Origin of the sequence: Candidatus Poriferisocius sp. (assembly GCF_965202595.1) — a bacterium.
Lineage (GTDB): Bacteria > Actinomycetota > Acidimicrobiia > Acidimicrobiales > Bin134 > Poriferisocius.
Genome location: NZ_OZ241836.1, coordinates 1,676,082 through 1,693,600 on the forward strand (window position 1 = coordinate 1,676,082; position 17,519 = coordinate 1,693,600).

At 64.2% G+C, this 17,519-nt stretch carries 20 protein-coding genes and 2 pseudogenes; 18 read left to right on the forward strand and 4 right to left on the reverse strand.

The window, feature by feature from the left end:
* Nucleotides 1–8 precede the first annotated feature (8 nt).
* Nucleotides 9–644, forward strand: coding sequence for a septum formation family protein (locus ACOGXC_RS07655; RefSeq protein WP_419917613.1), 636 nt, complete (start codon nt 9–11; stop codon nt 642–644).
* 51 nt (nt 645–695) lie between these two features.
* Here ACOGXC_RS07655 and ACOGXC_RS07660 read toward each other — a convergent pair whose 3' ends face one another.
* Nucleotides 696–1,850 (reverse strand): MGH1-like glycoside hydrolase domain-containing protein, encoded by a 1,155-nt coding sequence (locus ACOGXC_RS07660; protein ID WP_419917614.1) that lies wholly within the window; start codon nt 1,848–1,850, stop codon nt 696–698.
* 82 nt (nt 1,851–1,932) lie between these two features.
* Here ACOGXC_RS07660 and ACOGXC_RS07665 point away from each other — a divergent pair, with 82 nt between their 5' ends.
* Together ACOGXC_RS07665 and ACOGXC_RS07670 are read left to right on the forward strand one after the other, a co-directional pair.
* The gene (locus ACOGXC_RS07665; RefSeq protein WP_419917615.1) at nt 1,933–2,961 is read left to right on the forward strand and encodes a glycosyltransferase family 4 protein; all 1,029 of its coding nucleotides are present in this window, start codon (nt 1,933–1,935) and stop codon (nt 2,959–2,961) included.
* A 105-nt stretch (nt 2,962–3,066) separates the two neighbouring features.
* On the forward strand, nt 3,067–3,309 hold the full coding sequence (locus ACOGXC_RS07670; RefSeq protein WP_419917616.1) for a hypothetical protein: 243 nt from the start codon (nt 3,067–3,069) through the stop codon (nt 3,307–3,309).
* Between the two features lie 66 nt (nt 3,310–3,375).
* On the opposite strand, the gene ACOGXC_RS07675 is transcribed toward ACOGXC_RS07670, so the two are convergent.
* Entirely contained in the window at nt 3,376–3,864 is a 489-nt protein-coding gene (locus ACOGXC_RS07675; protein WP_419917617.1) for an NUDIX hydrolase, read from the reverse strand.
* 87 nt (nt 3,865–3,951) lie between these two features.
* On the opposite strand from ACOGXC_RS07675, the gene ACOGXC_RS07680 reads away from it, so the two are divergent.
* The 14 genes and pseudogenes from ACOGXC_RS07680 to ACOGXC_RS07745 all read left to right on the forward strand — a co-directional run.
* Entirely contained in the window at nt 3,952–5,187 is a 1,236-nt protein-coding gene (locus ACOGXC_RS07680) for an LLM class flavin-dependent oxidoreductase (RefSeq protein WP_419917618.1), read from the forward strand.
* Nucleotides 5,188–5,318: 131 nt separating this feature from the next.
* Nucleotides 5,319–6,434 (forward strand): amino acid ABC transporter substrate-binding protein, encoded by a 1,116-nt coding sequence (locus ACOGXC_RS07685; protein ID WP_419917619.1) that lies wholly within the window; start codon nt 5,319–5,321, stop codon nt 6,432–6,434.
* Nucleotides 6,435–6,592: 158 nt separating this feature from the next.
* Complete coding sequence (locus ACOGXC_RS07690; RefSeq protein ID WP_419917620.1) at nt 6,593–8,092, forward strand: ABC transporter permease subunit; 1,500 nt, start codon at nt 6,593–6,595, stop codon at nt 8,090–8,092.
* A 4-nt stretch (nt 8,093–8,096) separates the two neighbouring features.
* Complete coding sequence (locus ACOGXC_RS07695; protein ID WP_419917621.1) at nt 8,097–9,539, forward strand: amino acid ABC transporter permease; 1,443 nt, start codon at nt 8,097–8,099, stop codon at nt 9,537–9,539.
* Nucleotides 9,536–10,351 (forward strand): amino acid ABC transporter ATP-binding protein, encoded by an 816-nt coding sequence (locus ACOGXC_RS07700; RefSeq protein ID WP_419917622.1) that lies wholly within the window; start codon nt 9,536–9,538, stop codon nt 10,349–10,351. The genes ACOGXC_RS07695 and ACOGXC_RS07700 overlap by 4 nt, the downstream gene beginning before the upstream one ends.
* Before the next feature lie 151 nt (nt 10,352–10,502).
* Nucleotides 10,503–11,927, forward strand: coding sequence for a sodium:proton antiporter (locus ACOGXC_RS07705; RefSeq protein ID WP_419917623.1), 1,425 nt, complete (start codon nt 10,503–10,505; stop codon nt 11,925–11,927).
* Between the two features lie 13 nt (nt 11,928–11,940).
* Nucleotides 11,941–13,470, forward strand: a complete 1,530-nt coding sequence (locus ACOGXC_RS07710) for a cytochrome P450 (protein WP_419917624.1) — start codon at nt 11,941–11,943, stop codon at nt 13,468–13,470.
* Between the two features lie 39 nt (nt 13,471–13,509).
* Nucleotides 13,510–13,749: a type II toxin-antitoxin system VapB family antitoxin gene (locus ACOGXC_RS07715; RefSeq protein ID WP_419917625.1), complete on the forward strand. Its 240-nt coding sequence runs from the start codon at nt 13,510–13,512 to the stop codon at nt 13,747–13,749.
* Between the two features lie 123 nt (nt 13,750–13,872).
* The gene (locus ACOGXC_RS07720) at nt 13,873–14,340 is read left to right on the forward strand and encodes an amidohydrolase family protein (protein WP_419917626.1); all 468 of its coding nucleotides are present in this window, start codon (nt 13,873–13,875) and stop codon (nt 14,338–14,340) included.
* 16 nt (nt 14,341–14,356) lie between these two features.
* Nucleotides 14,357–14,605, forward strand: coding sequence for a hypothetical protein (locus ACOGXC_RS07725; RefSeq protein WP_419917627.1), 249 nt, complete (start codon nt 14,357–14,359; stop codon nt 14,603–14,605).
* Nucleotides 14,606–14,679: 74 nt separating this feature from the next.
* Entirely contained in the window at nt 14,680–14,874 is a 195-nt protein-coding gene (locus ACOGXC_RS07730) for a hypothetical protein (RefSeq protein ID WP_419917628.1), read from the forward strand.
* Nucleotides 14,858–15,205, forward strand: a complete 348-nt coding sequence (locus tag ACOGXC_RS07735; protein ID WP_419917629.1) for a type II toxin-antitoxin system PemK/MazF family toxin — start codon at nt 14,858–14,860, stop codon at nt 15,203–15,205. The genes ACOGXC_RS07730 and ACOGXC_RS07735 overlap by 17 nt, the downstream gene beginning before the upstream one ends.
* Before the next feature lie 72 nt (nt 15,206–15,277).
* Nucleotides 15,278–15,511: a hypothetical protein gene (locus ACOGXC_RS07740; protein WP_419917630.1), complete on the forward strand. Its 234-nt coding sequence runs from the start codon at nt 15,278–15,280 to the stop codon at nt 15,509–15,511.
* Nucleotides 15,459–15,605: pseudogene (locus ACOGXC_RS07745) on the forward strand (IS30 family transposase); the annotation flags it as partial. The gene ACOGXC_RS07740 and the pseudogene ACOGXC_RS07745, both read left to right, overlap by 53 nt.
* Before the next feature lie 66 nt (nt 15,606–15,671).
* Here the strand turns inward: ACOGXC_RS07745 and ACOGXC_RS07750 are convergent.
* Together ACOGXC_RS07750 and ACOGXC_RS07755 are read right to left on the reverse strand one after the other, a co-directional pair.
* Nucleotides 15,672–16,092, reverse strand: a pseudogene (locus tag ACOGXC_RS07750) (type II toxin-antitoxin system VapC family toxin).
* Complete coding sequence (locus tag ACOGXC_RS07755) at nt 16,092–16,271, reverse strand: hypothetical protein (protein ID WP_419917631.1); 180 nt, start codon at nt 16,269–16,271, stop codon at nt 16,092–16,094. The pseudogene ACOGXC_RS07750 and the gene ACOGXC_RS07755 overlap by 1 nt, the downstream one beginning before the upstream one ends.
* Nucleotides 16,272–16,339: 68 nt before the next feature.
* On the opposite strand from ACOGXC_RS07755, the gene ACOGXC_RS07760 reads away from it, so the two are divergent.
* Complete coding sequence (locus ACOGXC_RS07760; RefSeq protein WP_419917632.1) at nt 16,340–17,464, forward strand: citrate/2-methylcitrate synthase; 1,125 nt, start codon at nt 16,340–16,342, stop codon at nt 17,462–17,464.
* Nucleotides 17,465–17,519: the final 55 nt, after the last annotated feature.

Below are 17,519 nucleotides of genomic sequence, written 5' to 3' on the forward strand. Positions count from 1 at the left end.
TTGGTTCGATGTCCATAATCGCTCGCATCCTGCCCGCCGCTCTGGCGCTGAAGAGGTGGCCCATTCCCCGCCCCCGAATTGGCCCCGCTACTCGCATCCTGCCCGCCGCCGCTCTTGTTATGGCACTGGTCTGGAGCGGCTGCACCACTGCCGAACCCGAGAACGACCGGTTCAGCGAGGTTTTCGTGGACCCCACCCCCGAACCCGACCTTCTGCCGACCGAGGAGGATCTGCGGGACCGGTTCGAGGGAACGGTAACCGAACCCTACGATCTGCTGGTGGGAACGTGCTTCAACCAGTACTCCTACCGGGACCGCAACGACCTGCTTGCCCGGCTCACCACCGCCATCGGCTGTACCCGCCCCCACAACGCCCAGGTGTACGCCATGGTCCTGCACGATGCCCCTCCGGGTGCCCCCTACCCCGGGGAGGAGGCGGTGGACACCTGGGGCCAGATGCAGTGCTACCAGAAGTTCGAGTCGTTCGTCGGTCTCGCTTACGAGCTGTCCCAACTCGAGATCGGCATGATCACCCCCCGCCGCGACACCTGGGAGGGCGAGGACTCCCACCGCCTCATCGCCTGCTACGTGTACAGCCTCGAGCGCAAGCTTCTGGTGGGCACCATGAACGGCATCGCCCTCTGAAACCCCGGCCCGATCCGGCTGCCTTCTGTCCCGCCCCCTGGCCCGGAGGGCTCACACCATCAACGCAGCCAGGGCGGTCCACGACTGGGGCGCGGCGCCACCACCGGTGCCGTCGTCGGGATCCCAGTATTCGGCGAAGCCGCTCCGCATCGCCCCCCGGACGGTTGCAGAGGCCACCGCCGCGGACTCGGGTCGACCGTGCCGGCCCAGGCCCACCCACATCAGGTAGCTGAGCTGGGGCCAGGCCGGTCCCCGCCAATACGCGCCAGCATCGAAACCGGGTTCGGATCGGTGCACGCCCGCCGGCCCGCACCACCCGCCGTAAGCCGAGGGATCCACGAGGTCGGCGGCCACCGCATTCACCCGATCCGGCTCGGTGGCCACAATCATCGGCAGCAAACCGTCCAGCGTTCGGGCCCGACCCGAGCCCGACTCAGATGCTCCCGCGTCCACCCATGTCCTGAGGGCTCCATCCCACCGGGCGGCCAGGCATCCGGCCAGCTCATCGGCCCGGTCGGTCAATTCCGACCGGCCAGTGACCATCGACAGTTCCCGAGCGTTGAACACCACCAGAGCGTTGAACCCCACCGATGCCGCCACGAACCCCGGATTGGCCACGGGGGAACCCGCCGGGCTGCGCCGGATCGAACCCACCATCTCGTTCTTGGCCAACCGCCAGGCACCAACCGAGAACCCACCGGGGCAGAAGTAGTCCCAACGAGGGCTGTCGTCGGCCCCGCTCTCCCAGGGATGGCACAAAAGCACGAGCCCGCTGGGATGGCGATGCCGGTCGAACAGCAGGAAGCGCAGGCCGTGCTCGGCCCGGGCCAGGGTGGCTTCGTCAACATCCACTCCCCGGCGGACCAGCTCGGCGAGGGCGTGCCCGTACATGGGGGGTTGCGTGATGGAAGATGCCCGCGACCGGCCCCACAGGTCGGCGGCCACATCGGGGTCGCGCCCGTAGTTGATGTGGGGTACGAACCCGTCGGCGGCCTGCATCGACAGTGCGGTGCGAATCTCGATAAGGCCGCGGTCGTCGCCCAACTCGGCCCAGCACACTGCTTGGAAGCACGAGTCCCACAACCACTGCCAGGGGTAGGTAATGGGGTTGGGGACGGCATAACCCCCATCCACCCAATGCGCCTCCAGCACCGCCCGAGCCGCCTCCCGCACCGCTAAGCGGTCGAAGCCCTCGGACTCTCCCATATCCCCAAAGTCTCACAAACCAGGATCATCTGGTTACCTCGAAGGAATGGCCCGCGGCGCAAAACCTGATTACCTCAAAGGAATGGCCCGCGGCGCGATTGTCTCGTTCCGGCTCGGTTTGAGCGATGGAGTGTCCATGGTCGCCCGCGTCTGGCAGGAGCTGCTGACCGATATCGGCTTCGACATGGTTACGGTGGCCGGGGAGGGTCCGGTGGATCGGCTGGTTCCCGGTCTCGGCATAGATCAACTCGACGGCCCCGATCCTGAGGTGTTCGCCGCCTCGGTGGCCGATGCCGACCTGGTGGTGGTGGAGAACCTCTGCACCATCCCGCTGAACCTGCCCGCATCTCGGGTTGTGGCTCGAACCCTGGCCGGCCGGCCCGCCATCTTGCACCACCATGATCCCCCGTGGCAGCGGGAGCGGTTCGCGGCGGTGACCGAGCTGCCCCCCGACGACCCCTCCTGGCACCACGTGACCATCAACCGGCTCACTGCCGATCAGTTCGCCCAGCGAGGTATCCAAACCTCTGTCATCTACAACGGATTTGACACCGAATGCCCCGAGGGCGACCGGACCGCGATGCGAGCCGAACTGGGGGTGACCAGCGACACCCTGCTGGTGGCCCATCCGGCCCGGGCCATTGCCCGCAAGAACATCCCCACCGCCATTGCCATTGCCGAGGAGCTGGAGGGCACCTACTGGCTGATGGGGCGCGCCGAGGAGGGCTACGACGCCACCCTGGCCCGCCTTTTGGCCGGGGCCCGATGCCCGGTGATCCATCGCCCGGTGGCCCGCACCCCCGACATCTATGCGGCGGCCGATCTGGTGGTGTTCCCCTCCATCTGGGAGGGGTTCGGCAACCCGCCGGTGGAGGCGGCCATCTGGCGGCGCCCCTGCGTGGTGGGCGACTATCCGGTGGCCGCCGAGTTGGCCGGGTTGGGGTTCCGATGGTTCTCCCCCCACCGCCTCGAGGAGGTGCGGGCTTTTTTGAGCAACCCCGATATGGATCTGCTGGACAGCAACCAGGCCATCGCCCGGCAGCATTTCTCGCTGGATAGGGCCCGATCCGACCTGGTTGCCCTGCTGTCCGGTGCGGGCTGGTTACCGTGAACGGCATGAACCTGGTTGCCCTGCTGTCCGGTGCGGGCTGGTTACCGTGAACGGCATGAACCTGGTTGCCCTGCTGTCCGGTGCGGGCTGGTTACCGTGAACGGCATGAACCTGGTTGCCCGGCGCCGGCGCATTGCCCGACTCACGGTGGCCGGCCAGAGGTTGGGCTACCTGCTGTACCTGACGGCCATCGCCTTGTTTTTCACCGGCTTTGCCACCAGGTTCCACAACGCTCTGGTTACCGCCACCATCGCCTGCCTGGTGGTCGGATCACTCGTCCTCGCCCCCGCCATCATCTTCTCCTACGCCGTCCGAGCCGCCGACCGCGACGATCCCCTGCCCGAATGATCGGGAAGGCAACCCCGCTGCCCGAATGATGGAAATGGGGCCGAGCGCGGGCCGGCCCAGTACCCGTCAAGGGCTTATGTCAATCGGCTCCTCCGGCAGGTAACCCGCCACCACTGCGGGCAGGAACTCCCGCAACCGCTCGGGCAGAACCTTCTCATCGGAGGCCAGCAAATCGTCGAGACCCCACCATCGGGCCTCCTCGAACGCGGCTGCCTCCAGCGCCTCGAGATGCCGGGGGGCCCACCTGCCCCCATCGGGGCACCAGGCGATGTGGATGCGCTCATCGGAGTCGAAATGGATACCGGCGAAGTCGAACTCAACCTGCTGGGTCCAGATGCAGGGGCCGACCTCCACGTCGGCGAACCCGGTCTCCTCCCACAGTTCACGCCGAGCACCGGAAGCGGAGTCCTCCCCCGGTCCGAGCCCGCCGCCGGGTATCTCCCACCACGACTCCTTGCCGGGATCGATGGGGTCGCTGGCCCGCATCATGAAGATGCGCCCGTGGCGATCCAGCAGCACCACCCTGGCCGCCGGGCGCTGAAGTGTCCATACCATGGCCCCCGACCATACCGCCCCACCCCACCGGCAACGGTGGTACGCCGGGCAATGGTGGTACGCCCAACAGCGGTAGTAGACCCGGCAATGGTGGTACGGGGAGGTGGATGGACAGTACAGTCCCGCTGGACAAACCACACCCGGGAGTTGCCCAAGATGGAGTTCGGATATTTTGCCCAATGCTTCGTACCCGATTTCGGCTACGAGAACGACCCCGACTGGGAGGCCCAGCGCATTCGCGACAACCTGGAGATCTCCCAGTTGTGCGACCGCAACGGGTTCAAGTACATCTGGGCCTCCGAGCACCACTTCCTGCGGGAGTACTCCCACATGTCCTCACCGGAGGTGTTCCTGTCGGCGGTGGCCTCCACCACCGAGAACGTTCACCTGGGCTCGGCCATATTCAACATCACCGCCCCGGTGAACCATCCGGTGCGCTCGGCCGAGCGGGCCGCCATGATCGACATCCTGTCCAACGGTCGGTTCGAGCTGGGCACCGGTCGGGGCTCATCGTCCACCGAGGTGATGGGATTCGGGATGCCCGGCACCCCCCGCAACCCCGCCACCGGACTGGCCGACACCGAGATCACCCGGGGCCTGTGGGACGAGGCCATCGCCCAGATACCCCACATGTGGCGCGAGGGTGCCTACAGCTACGAGGGCGACAGTTTTTCGATGCCGCCCCGGGAGATCTTCCCCAAGCCGGTAACCAAGCCCCACCCCCCGCTGTGGGTGGCCTGTGGCAGCCCGGGCACGTTCGAGAAGGCGGGAAAGCTGGGCATCGGGGTGCTGTGCTTCACCATCGGCACCCCCGATGAGATCGCCCCGCTGATCGAGATCTACAAGAACGAGGTGGCAAGCTGCAAGACCCCGGTGGGCGACTACGTGCACGACAACGTCATGTGCGTGGGTTTCGGTATCTGCCTGGACGACCGGGAGGTGGCCATCGACCTGGCCACCCGCAGCCACATGTACTACTACCAGTGCCTGGTGTACCGCTGGCTGGATACCTTCCCCAAGCCCGACGGCATCCCCGAATGGCCCGCGGTCATACCCGAACCGACCCACGAGGATGTGAGGGCGGCCATCGAGGGCGGATCGCTGTGCGTGGGCAACGTCGAGGACTGCATTCACGTATCCCGCCAGTACGAGCGGGTGGGGGCCGATCAGTACGTGATCAGCCCTCTCACCTCCACGCTGCCCATGGAGGTGGTGCGGGAAACCATCGTGAACTTCGGCAAGCACGTGATTCCGGTGATCGACACCGACCCGGTCCACCGCTCCACCCGCCAGCGCCAGGCGGCCCTGGCCGCCACCGGCTAGGCCGCACTCCCCACCATCAACATCAAAGCAAGATCAAAAATACCCCAGAATTATTCCAGAAGAATTGTGGCCCGGTGGGTGACGGGCCGCTAGCGTGGTGGCTGCCTGTACCCAAAGCTGGGAGCAACACCATGAAAAAATCAACCAGCCGCCTGCTCGCCCTACTGGGATTGCTGCTGACCTTCGCGTTGATCGCCACCTCGTGTGGCAACGACGACGACACGGGTTCCGATGCTAAGACCCCGACCGCCACCGAAGCACCAGCAGCAACGGAGGCACCGCAAACCCCCGTTGAGCTGGTACAGGACGGCGGCACCCTGGAGGCCGTCATGGACCGCGGCCGCGTGCTGTGCGGATCGCGCGACGATGTGCCCGGGTTCGCCCTGCTGAAGGACGGGGAGTACCAAGGCTTCGACATCGACATGTGCAAGGTGGTGGCCGCCGCCGTTTTCGGTGATGCCACCAAGGTCGAAATAGTGCCGGTCACCAGCGCCGAGCGCTTCACCGCCCTGGCCTCGGGCCAGTTCGACGTGATGAACCGCAACACCACCTGGACGGCGACCCGTGATGGCTCAGAGGGTGCCAACTTCCTGTTCACCACCTACTACGACGGCCAGGGCCTCATGGTTCCGGCCTCAACCGGTTTCACCACCCTTGAAGATCTGGAAGATGCCAACATTTGCGTGAGCACGGGAACCACCACCGAGTTGAACCTCACCGCAGTGTTCGCGGCCCGGGGTATCCCCTTCAACCCGGTGACCTTCGAGGGCTTCGACACCCTGGTACCCGCTTACGAGGAGGGCCAGTGCGAGGCCATGACCTCCGACAGCAGCGTGCTCGGCGTGTACAAGTACGAGATCGAGCAAAAGGGTGGCCCCGAACAGCACATCATGACCGAGATCATCTCCAAGGAGCCGCTGGGAACCGTGGTGCGCGACAGCGACACCCAGTGGGCCCAGGTTGTGAACTGGGCCACCATGGCCACCGTGCAGGCCTGGGAGTTCGGCCTCAACTCCTCCAATATCGCCAGCTATGACGGCAACGACCCCAACATCTTGAACTTCCTGGGCCGCGACGGCTTCGACCCCGGCCTCGGCCTGCCTAGCGACTTCGCCATCCATGTGGTGGAGCAAGTGGGCAACTACGAGGAGATCTACAACCGCTACCCGCAGTTGGGGGTCCTTGATGGAAGCGTGAACGACCTCTGGACCAACGGCGGCCTCATGTACGTGCCGCCCTACCGCTAAGCACAACCACTTCGCTCGTCCCCGTTGACGGGCAACAACCGACACTTTGAGCGGCCCACCGGTCACCAACCGGTGGGCCGCTTTCGTCTACACTGCGAAACCAACCTGCTATGAGCAGCATTGACGACCTCGCCAGTACCAGAAACAACCTCTCGGCAGTGCCTTCCGCGCCAAAGCCCCGGATGCTTCTGGGGCTGCTGATCGATCTGCTGCTTCTGGCTGTTGTAGGAGTTGTCTCGGTGTGGCAGCTCGGTTTGCGGCTGCTGGACGGCTACAGCGACATTGCCGAGCTGCTGCTGGCCTGGGTATTCACCGCCGTGTTGCCCGCAGCGGTGGTGACCATAATGGTGATCGACGCGGTGCGCGTGGGGCAGACACCGGGACAGGCCGCGGCCGGCATCCGCACCGTTCACGATGGCGATCGCCCAAGAGTTGTTCTCGCCAATGACCCGCGCGTGCCCGAACCCGGCACTCCCGCTTTGTGGCGCGACGTGCGAATACTGCGGCTGCTCGGCCAAGCCCTGGCCGTGCTGGTGGTTGTAGCCCTCATCCGGTGGATGTTCCACAACCTGATCGTGAAGATGGATGAACTGGGCCTGCCCAAGGATTTCGATTTCCTGGATGCCCCCTACGGGGTGGCGCTGCGCGATGCCCAGGGATTCAATGTGCGCGACCCGGTTTGGAAAGCGTTGCTTATCGGGCTTCAGAACACCGTTGTGGCATCGGTGGTAGGGATATTGATAGCCACCGTGATCGGGCTGTTCGTGGGCATAGCCCGGCTCTCATCCAACTGGCTGGTGGCCAGGGGAGCCGGCCTTTACGTGGAAACCCTGCGCAACATTCCCCCACTGGTTGTCATCGTGTTCTTCGGTTTTGCCCTGTTCACCTACGGCCCCTTCCCCCAGTTCAATCCCTCCAACCCGCCGTGGCAGGGCACGTTCTTCGGATCCGACAGCAACTGGATAATCGTTAGCAAGGACCGTTGGGCAATACCCTCGCTGGCCTCCGAAAGCAACGTGGGCTCGTTCTGGCTGCTGGTTGCGCTGGCCGCGTTGATTGCCGCCGCCGTGTGGGTCTCGCGCACCCAGCGGAACGAAACCACCGGTGAACCCCACCACCGGGTTCTGTGGTCGCTTGGTGTATTCGCCGTGATCGTGGCGGCGTGCTTCGTGGTATTGGGAGGCCCCTACTCGTGGTCGTGGCCGGCGGTTTCCGAGAACGGTCGGCGAGTTGTGGGGGGATTCAGCACCAACTCCGGCTACATGGCACTGACCCTGGCCCTGGGCCTGTATACAGCCAGCTTCATTGCCGAGATCATTCGTGGCTCCATCCTGGCCGTGCCCAAGGGCCAGGCCGAAGCCGCCATCGCGGTGGCGCTGAAACCCGGCCAGCGTTACCGCCACGTCGTGCTACCGCAAGCAATGCGAATCGCCATTCCCCCCTACATCAGCGAGTGCGCCAACCTCATCAAGAACACCTCCCTGGGCATCCTGGTGGCTTACCCCGACCTGGTGCTCGTGGCGGTGACCGCGTGGGGTATCAACTTCCCCGCTCCACAGTTGATCTTCATCCTCATGATCGCATACCTGCTCATCAACCTCATCGTGTCCGGGCTGTTGAACCTGTACAACCGATCCCTCCAACTCAAAGAACGATGAACCGATGACCAACACGACACGCTCCACCGGAACCAACCCCCAGGACAAAGCTGCGAACCTTCCCCCCAACCTGCGCTTGTCACCTTATGATTGGGCCCGAAAGCACTTGTTCAACACCTGGTACAACGGTCTTATCACCCTGATCGTGGTTGTGCTGGGAGCGATCCTCATCTTCTATGGCGGGCGCTTCGTGCTCTTCACCGGGCAGTGGAGGGCAGTGCGCATCAACCTCACGCAACTCATGGTGGGCACATTTCCCCGCGATGAGCACACGAGGCTGGTAGCACAAATGTATATTGCTGCCTCGGCAATCGGCCTGGTTTGGGGGACGGTAACCGCCAGGAGCCAGGACCGGGCACAGGACACCGGTACCAACGTTTCCCGGCCCAGCCCGCTGGACTTGCTGCGCCGTTACTGGGCCATCCTGCTGCTGCTGGCCGTGATTCTGGTGCTAACCAGAACCATATGGCCAACTTTGTTCACTCTGTCAACCATTGCGCTGGGGCTCGGCGTGCGTGCTGTGGCCATGCGCCTACCACGCTCTGCCCGACAACCCTGCTGGTACATAGCCGCGTTCATGGCCATACTTTCATTCCAGGTGGTATCAGGAACCGGTGGTAACGCCTGGTGGTGGACCGCCGGTCTGGCGGCTTACATCGCAATGAAATCCACGGCCAATCTGGAAACCTACGCTGCCTGGCACCGGGTCGTTCTACGTACCATAGGCATAGGGCTTGCTGTAGGGGTTATATACCTGGCTTACCGGATAGCTGGCCTAGCTGGTGACGCTGACGGCGTTAGCTGGGACCGATGGTCGGGTCTTTACCTGACGCTGGTGGCTTCCGGCGCGGCCATCATCCTTTCGTTTCCACTGAGCTTGATGCTGGCGCTGGGCCGGCGCTCCTCCCTTCCGGTGGTGAGGTGGCTTTGCGTGGCCTATATCGAACTGTTCCGGGGCATTCCCTTCATCGCACTGTTGTTCGTAGCGAAGACTTTCATCGACTTCTTCCTCAACGTCGAAACTCCTCTCTCGCTAATGACCCGAGCCATCATTGCCTTCACCATCTTCAGCTCGGCCTACCTGGCCGAGGTGGTGCGTGGTGGCCTTCAAGCCGTACCCAAGGGGCAGATAGAGGCCGGCCAAGCCGTGGGCCTTCAGCCGCCGGCGGTCATGCGCCTCATCGTTTTGCCCCAAGCACTGCGGGCGGTGATACCCGCCTTCGTGGGCCAGTGCATCAGCTTGTTCAAGGACAGCTCCCTGCTGGCCATCATCAGCATCGTGGACTTCTACAGGGCCCGCGAGCTGATTCACTCCCAGCAGGAGTTTTCTACCATTGCCCACGCCGAAACGCTGGTGTTCGTGGCCTTCGCCTACTGGGCAATCAGCTACACCATGTCCAGGGAGAGCCAGCGCGTCGAACGCCACCTCGGAGTAGGAGAACGATGACAGACATCACCGAACCAACACCGGCAAACACTTCCGCTTCCACGCTTATAGTCAACCGCGACGCCACCCAGATCGGCGGGCGAGAGCTGATGATCGAGATGGTCGGCGTGGACAAGTTCTTCGGAACTTTCCAGGCGCTCTCGAACATCGACATGAAGGTGGGAACGGGCGAGGTTGTGGTTGTGATCGGCCCGTCGGGGTCGGGAAAGTCCACGCTCATCCGCTGCCTAAACCGGCTGGAGCATCATGACCGGGGGCACATCGTGGTGGACGGCATCGAACTCACCGACGATGTGCGCAACATCGCCCTCATCCGCCGCGAAACCGGCATGGTCTTCCAGCAGTTCAACCTGTTCCCCCACCTGACCGTCATCGACAACATCACCCTGGGCCCCCGCCAGGTGCTGAAGATGCCCAAGAAACAGGCCGAGGATCGGGCCATGGAACTGCTGGAGCGGGTGCACATCCCCGAGCAGGCCCGCAAGTACCCCGGCCAGTTGTCGGGCGGCCAGCAGCAACGGGTGGCCATCGCCCGCTCGCTGGCCATGCGCCCCAAGGTAATGCTGTTCGACGAGCCCACATCGGCGCTGGACCCCGAGATGATCTCCGAAGTACTCGAGGTCATAAAGGAGCTGGCCGGAACGGGCATGACCATGATCCTGGTAACCCACGAGATGGGCTTCGCCCGCGAGGCCGCCGACCGGGTGATCTTCATGGCCGACGGCGAGATAGTCGAGGTGGGCGAACCCGAGCACTTCTTCACCAATCCCCAGGAGGAACGTACCCAACTCTTCCTGTCACAAATCCTTTGAGCCGGCAGGCGCAGTTGACCAGGCAGACACAGTTGAGCCGGCAGGTGCAGATGCAATCTCGTCGATCAATGATCTCGAAATCGTGTGCGAACACCGGACTCGGGCTGCGAGACTGCTCGTGATCGTGACCGGCTAGGAGGTATTGGACGCTGTGCGCAAGGTGCTGATCTACTCGGTGTTGCTGCTCGCCGGCCTGGCGTTGTCGCAGGTTCTGCCCCAGATATTCGGCGGCGTGCACGACCAGGCGGCAACCACGATCCGCGTGCTGACCATGACCGGCCTGGCCTTCATCATGATCCACGTCGGCTTCGAGTTTCACATCGACAAGACCAACCTTCGCCAGTACGGGTGGGACTACTTCGTGGCGTTCACCGCCGCCTCGTTCCCGTGGATCTTCGTGACCAGCTACTTCGTGTTCGTGATGCTGCCGGCGGATCTCTGGGGCGATGCCGATGCCTGGAAGGAGACGCTGCTGGCGGGCCGGTTCGCCGCCCCCACCTCCGCCGGAGTGCTGTTCAGCATGCTCGCGGCTGCTGGTCTGGGTGCCACCTGGCTGTTCCGCAAGGCGCGGATCCTGGCGATCTTCGACGACCTCGACACCGTGTTGTTGATGATCCCGCTACAGATTCTGCTGGTGGGCCTCGCCTGGCAGCTCGGCCTGGTGGTGGTGCTGATGGCAGTGCTGCTGTCCATCGCCTACATTTTCCTGCACCGGGTCACGCTGCCGGTGACGTGGGGCTGGGTGCTGTTCTACGCCGCGGCCATCGTTGGTATCAGCGAGCTGCTGTACGAGCTGACCAAGGTGATCGACCCGTCGGTGCCCATCCACATCGAGGTGCTGCTGCCGGCGTTCGTGCTGGGCTGCATCGCCCGACCGAGCACCCGGACCAGGGCTGGCGCAACCTCCTCACCGGACGCGGTGGCGCAGGATGGCGGTGAGGCCGTAGCAGTTGACCCTGGCACCGCCTCATCCCCACCATCACCGGACACCTCGGCGCAGGTGGAGGCCGATCTGCACAAGCTGCTGGAACGGCCAACCGAGATTCGGGCGGCAGCCTGGGTCGCAGCGACGTTCATGCTGCTGGTGGGGCTGAGCCTGCCGCAGATTTTCGAGGGCGACGACGCGCAGCACCTCGAGCCCGTCGCCGCCTCGCTGCACGCCGCCGCGCCGGCCGCCTCGGTGGACGATCCGACACGGCTCGGCGGAGATTACGAGGGCCGCTACACCGCCACGGTCACGGCCAGCCAGCCGCAGATGAGCTGGGGAGAGATCCTCATGCACGTGCTGTTGCTGTCGGCGTTGAGCAATCTGGGCAAGATGTTCCCGGCGCTGTGCTATCGCAGCCAGGCTCACTGGCGAGAACGGCTGGCCGTGGCCATCGGCATGTGGCCCAGAGGCGAGGTCGGCGCGGGCGTGCTGGTGCTGAGCCTGAGCTACGGCATCGGCGGGCCGATCGTCACCGTGGCGATGCTCTCGCTGGCGCTCAATCTGGCGCTGACCGGGGTGTTCATCCTGATCGTCAAGAAGCTAATCGCCCCGGTCTCGGTAGAGCTTCAGCCGGCTCACCGCGCCTAGACGCGCGGAGGGGGTGGCGTTGCCGGGATCATCGTTGCCCGAATCATCGTTGCCGGGATCATCGTTGCCCGAATCATCGTTGCCGGGATCATCGTTGCCGGAATCATCGTTGCCGGAATCATCGTTGCCGGAATCATCGTTGCCGGGATCATCGTTGCCGGAATCATCGTTGGACGGCAGGATCCGGCGGTTGCTCGACCGTGACGAGGAGTTGCTGGCTTCGCCGTGGCAACTCTTCGAGGATTTGCGGTCGGATTGCGGGCCGGCGTTTTATAGCGAAGCCATGGGGGCCTGGGTCATCACCGGCCACCAACTGCTGCACGACATCGTTTCGGATCCCGAGACATGGTCGAACCGCTCCCCCACCGCTACCTACAAATTCCGCGACCCGGTGGCCGACCATGTCGAGGCCATTGCCGAGGAACCGGAGATGGCCGAGGCGGTTCGCCGCTTCCGTAACCGCTCCCGGGGCCGGGTGCTCAACACCGCCGACCCGCCCGAGCATGTCCGCCAGCGGCGAGCGCTGCACCGGGCGTTCCGCCCCGCCCGCCTGCGAGCGCTGGAACCCGAGGTGAAATCGGTGTCCGACCAACTGGTGGCCGGTTTCGCCCACCGGGGTCGGGCCGACCTGGTGAGCGAATACGCCGTCTTGCTGCCCATGGTGATGATCTCCCGGATGCTGGGGGTGCCCGAGAGCGAACTCGAGATGTTCAAGGGATGGTCCGACGACTTCGCCATACCCATCGGGCGGGCCAAGCCCAGCCGCGAGGAGGTGCGCAGCTACATCAAATCGGAGTCGGAGTTCGAGGACTACTTCACCACCATGGTGGAGCAACGCCAGGCCGAGCCCCGCGACGACCTGATATCGGATGTGGCCAACGCCGAGGTGGACGGCGAACCCCTCAGCCACGAGGAGCGCATGGGGGCGCTGAGGCAGTTTTTGCTGGCGGGCAACGAGACCACCACCACGCTTTTGGCCAACATCGGCCACCGCCTGGCCACCGACCACCGGCTGCGGGACCGGCTGGCTTGCAATCGCAACCTGGTGCCCGCATTCGTCGAGGAGGCTCTGCGCCACGAGGCACCGGTAACCGGCCTGTTCCGCGTCGCCACCGCCGACACCGAGATCAACGGTACGCCCGTCGCCAGGGGCGAGTTCGCGTGGCTGGCGTTCGCCGCCGCCAACCGCGACCCCCAAACCTGCCCCGTGCCCCACACCTTCGACATCGACCGCAACCCCAACGACCACGTGAGCTTCGGCCACGGAGAGCACTACTGCATCGGCCAGGGCCTGGCCCGCCTCGAAGCCAAGGTCGGCACCAACGCCATGATCGACCTGCCCAACCTGAAACTGGCCGAAGACCACACCGACACCTTCATGGACAGCTACATCCTCAGAGGCCGCACCCAACTACAAGTAACCTTCGACCCGGTGGCGCTGGCGGTGCGCCATCTGCGCCAAGACCGGATAGGAGCCGACCTTCGCGATGATCTGAGCGCAGCAACGATCACCTTCGACAGACCGGAAGGTCAGCACCGATAGCGCTTTTCCACCCAACCAGGTACATTGCCACCTGTGGTGTTGAGCATCAAGAGCGCTAAGGCCGACCAACTTGCCCGCGAGTTGGCCGCATTGACCGGAAAATCCATCACCGTGGTGATCACCGAATCGCTGGAGACCCAGCTCGATTTCGAGCGCCGCCGCCGGCGGCACCGTCAGGGTTTGAGCGACATCGTGGAGCGGTTCCGGCTGCTACCGGTGCTCAACGAGCGCGCTCCCGACGAGGTAATCGGCTACGACCAGCACGGACTCCCCGCATGAAAGTCGTGGACACCTCGGCAACCGATCGCCCCGGTTGACGAGAACATGGCCGAAGAGGCCCTGGCGTTCGGCTGACCGCTGGGCTTGACCGCTGGGGTCTGGTTGTTGCGGGCCGGTAAGGTCTTGGAGAAGCCCTGGAAGGTGATCTTCCACAACAGCTTCAACGGCGAACCGATGCCGTTCAACGATCTCGGTTGGCCCGAGCTGGACAACCCCGAGCTGGCCGCGACGGAGTTCCAGATCTACAACCGATGGCTGGCCGACTTCTGCTCGGTGGCCCCGGAGCGCCTGATCGGCCTGGCCCACATACCGCTTTGGGGCCTCGAAACGGCCATTGATGAGGTGCGATGGGCGGCGGCCCACGGATTGCGCGCAGTGAACTTCCCCAGCGCCCGCCCCCACTGGAAGCAGTACAACGATACCCACTGGGATCCACTCTGGGCCGCGGTGCAAGAAACCGGATTGGTGCTGGCCACCCATGCCGGGGCGGCCACCGATCCGGCGGTGATGGAGGTCAACGGCACACCTCTGCTGCTGATAGAGGCCGGAGGGGCCTACAACCGCCGGGCGGTGGCCCGCATGATCCTATGACCCCGACGAGACCCCGATGACCCATCTCTCGCTGCGCCACGCCATGGTCGGTATCCCCCCCCCCGACCAGGTTCGGGCGATTGTCGGCACCAACGCCGCCAGCGTCTATGGCCTCGACACCAAAGCGCTGCGCTTGATCGCCGACCGGATCGGACCCACGATCGACGAGATCACGACCCCGCTTGAGGCTGTGCCTACCCTGCACGGCGCAGAACGCCAGGGCTGCGGCTACTTCGCGTTCCGAACCCTAGGCCCCTACGCCTAGCCCCAACCGAAAAGGATGGGTCAGGGCACCAGAAACAACAACCACATTGTATGCATATCTGCTAACATAGATGTATGCAGAGCACCAGCGTGCGGATTGATGTTGCGACCCACCGGGAGCTAAAGGCACTGGCATCCGCCTTGAGAATCAGCGTGGGGGAGACGGTGGCGCTGGCGGTGCGGTGTCTGCGCCAGGACCGGATCGGAGCCGACCTTCGCAATGATCTGAGCCCAGCAGAGAAAGACTGGCTCGATGCTGAACTCGGGTGATGTCCTCATGGTGGAGCTTGGCATGCCCGCTCCGAAAGAAGCCGGATTCCGCCATCCCGCGATCGTGGTAACCGCTCAGCGCATCTTGGACGCAGACCCGAGTGTTGTTCAAGTAGTGCCGCTCACTTCGAAACTTCGTGGATTCGCGTCCGAGATTGTGATTGATCCCGATGCCGCGAACGGGCTTGAACACCCTTCGGCTGCCCAGTGCCAGCACATCAGGGCAGTGGCGACAAGCCGCATTGAGTCCAAATTGGGCAACGCAGGGGCAATTGCGTTGTTGCAGATCCGTGAAGTGATCGGGCTTCTCCTAGAAGTCGGCAAACCCTAACGGTGATCGCGACGGGTCGGCCATGATGGTCGATCAGAAACATTGGCGAGTCACCGGTGGAGGTGTTCTGGTATGGCACAGAGGTTGTGTGCGGGCGAGCGTGCCCGCATTGAGACGATGGTTGGGACAGCTGAGATGGCCCGCCGGTTGGGCAGGAGCCGTTCGGCGGCGTGGCGGGAACTTTGGCGCAAACCCCGAAGCCGTTGTGAGCAGGCAAAACGCTCCGTACTGGGCGATTTCCGGCCCATAGCGCAGCGCTTCCGCAATAGTCGCCACCCGAGCCGAGGCGGGCCACTGGGAAGGTGATCTCATAATCGGCAAGAACAACCAATCAGCCGTAGCCACCCTGGTGGAACGTACCAGCCGCCACACCCTGGTAGTGCCTTTACCCGATGGTTACAACGCCCAAACCACCTACACTAAACTCTGTCGCGATCACCGGTGGAGCCCGCCAACCTGAGGTTGCTCAACCCCAGGGGTTATGTACGTTGAGGTTCTCGAACCGCCCAAAATCACTGACGTTGCGAGTTATGACAGTCATGCCATGGTGCAAAGCGGTAGCGGCGATCAGCGCATCCCGAAAAGGTGCTGGGTTGGGAACCTGCAAGGTAGCAGCCTGCCGGGCTATTTCGGCTGTTACGGGGAGGATCCGGTCTTGGAAGGCCGCATTGACGCTGACATCCAGCCACGTGCGCAGGAGCATGCCCTGGTTGAGGTCTCGGCGCTCAAGGAGCAGAACTTCCATGTTCGAGCTCGTGAAGCGATATCACCGAAATGAACATTTGGGTTGCGGGAACCGAGTCGGCCCACTCGGTAACGCCGGGGTTCGCCCTACCAGAGAGCACCTTTCTGAGTTCGGACACCACATTGGTGTCAACCACGAACATCATTCAAGGTCAGCCGGCTGGGGGGTGTCGGGTGCTTTGGGCGGGTGGAAGTCAATGGCCTCCACTCCGGGAGGTTGTGCCAGCAGCTCTATGATTGTGGTTTGATTCCCGCAGAGGCGCTGGAAATCGGCAAAGGTGAGAAGCACATGGGACGCTTGCTCTCGGTTGGTGATGTCCACAGGGCCATGCTAAGTCACCGAAACCTTGTGGGTTCGCGTTTGAGCCCGAGGCGGGCATAATTGCTGGTATGAACGCTGAAACCCGCCCGGCTGACAACATCGCTCCTGCTGGGCTCAAGGGTTTGGTGGTGGCCGACACCGAGGTGGGGTCGGTTCGCGGGGACGAGGGGTGGTACCACTACCGGGGCTGGAACGCTACCGAGCTGGCCCGGGATCACTCCTTCGAAGCGGTGGCTCACCTGCTGCTGGCCGGGACGCTGCCGACCGGTGCGGCCGAGGAGGCGTTCCGGGCTGAGTTGGCGGCGGCCCGCCCCCTGACCCCGCCGGCGGCGGAGCTGGTGGCTTCCCTGGCCCTAACCGGCCTGCCCCCGATGACCATCCTGCGCAGCGTGATGGGGATGATCGTCGACCCCCGACCCACCCTCGATCTCGATCCGGCCGAGCGGCGGGACGCGGTGACCCGAGCCATTGCCATCACCCCCACCGTGCTGGGGGCGGTCAACCGGATCCGTTCGGGGGCCGAGCCGCTGACCCCCGACGAGTCGCTGTCCCACAGCGCCGACTACCTGCGTATGACCCTGGGGCAGGCACCTCGGCCCGAGCACGCCCGAGCGGTGGAGACCTACCTGTGCCTGACCGCCGATCACGGTTTCAACGCCTCCACCTTCGCGGCCCGGGTCATCACCAGCACCGGAACGGATGTGGGCGGAGCCATTATCGGGGCGCTGGCCGCCCTGGCCGGTCCGCTGCACGGTGGCGCGCCGGGCCGGGTGCTGGACATGCTGCTGGCCATCGGCCATCCCGACAACGCGGTGGACTGGGTTGCGGCCGAGATGGATGCCGGGCGCAAGATCATGGGCTTCGGCCACGCCGTGTACCGGGCCGCCGACCCCCGCTCCGAGACCTTGAGAGCCGTCGCCCTCGAACTGGGGGGCGACCTGGTGGACCGGGCCACCGAGATCGAATCGCGGATCCTGGACTACCTGGCAGAGCGAAAACCGGATGCGGTGATCGTGACCAACGTGGAGTACTACGCCGGTGTCGTGCTCCACCTGGCGGGACTGCCCCAGGAGGCTTTCACCCCCACATTCACCACCAGCCGTGTCGTGGGCTGGGGTGCCCACCTGCTGGAGCAAGCCGCCAACAACAAGATCATGCGCCCCAGCGCCCGCTACACCGGACCACTGCACTGAACCTTTGTTAGCATTCCCCCTCAAAAGCACCGCAGTGCCGATTATTTATGGGGGG

What these genes read in the sequence shown, in the direction of transcription:
- ACOGXC_RS07660 (WP_419917614.1), bottom strand. Translation starts at nt 1,850, where the DNA reads ATGGGAGAGTCCGAGGGCTTCGACCGCTTAGCGGTGCGGGAGGCGGCT.
- ACOGXC_RS07665 (WP_419917615.1), top strand. Translation starts at nt 1,933, where the DNA reads ATGGCCCGCGGCGCGATTGTCTCGTTCCGGCTCGGTTTGAGCGATGGA.
- ACOGXC_RS07760 (WP_419917632.1), top strand. Translation starts at nt 16,340, where the DNA reads ATGAACGCTGAAACCCGCCCGGCTGACAACATCGCTCCTGCTGGGCTC.
- ACOGXC_RS07735 (WP_419917629.1), top strand. Translation starts at nt 14,858, where the DNA reads ATGCTGAACTCGGGTGATGTCCTCATGGTGGAGCTTGGCATGCCCGCT.
- ACOGXC_RS07725 (WP_419917627.1), top strand. Translation starts at nt 14,357, where the DNA reads ATGACCCATCTCTCGCTGCGCCACGCCATGGTCGGTATCCCCCCCCCC.
- ACOGXC_RS07695 (WP_419917621.1), top strand. Translation starts at nt 8,097, where the DNA reads ATGACCAACACGACACGCTCCACCGGAACCAACCCCCAGGACAAAGCT.
- ACOGXC_RS07740 (WP_419917630.1), top strand. Translation starts at nt 15,278, where the DNA reads ATGGCACAGAGGTTGTGTGCGGGCGAGCGTGCCCGCATTGAGACGATG.
- ACOGXC_RS07730 (WP_419917628.1), top strand. Translation starts at nt 14,680, where the DNA reads ATGCAGAGCACCAGCGTGCGGATTGATGTTGCGACCCACCGGGAGCTA.
- ACOGXC_RS07670 (WP_419917616.1), top strand. Translation starts at nt 3,067, where the DNA reads ATGAACCTGGTTGCCCGGCGCCGGCGCATTGCCCGACTCACGGTGGCC.
- ACOGXC_RS07675 (WP_419917617.1), bottom strand. Translation starts at nt 3,864, where the DNA reads ATGGTATGGACACTTCAGCGCCCGGCGGCCAGGGTGGTGCTGCTGGAT.
- ACOGXC_RS07685 (WP_419917619.1), top strand. Translation starts at nt 5,319, where the DNA reads ATGAAAAAATCAACCAGCCGCCTGCTCGCCCTACTGGGATTGCTGCTG.
- ACOGXC_RS07655 (WP_419917613.1), top strand. Translation starts at nt 9, where the DNA reads ATGTCCATAATCGCTCGCATCCTGCCCGCCGCTCTGGCGCTGAAGAGG.
- ACOGXC_RS07700 (WP_419917622.1), top strand. Translation starts at nt 9,536, where the DNA reads ATGACAGACATCACCGAACCAACACCGGCAAACACTTCCGCTTCCACG.
- ACOGXC_RS07680 (WP_419917618.1), top strand. Translation starts at nt 3,952, where the DNA reads ATGGTGGTACGGGGAGGTGGATGGACAGTACAGTCCCGCTGGACAAAC.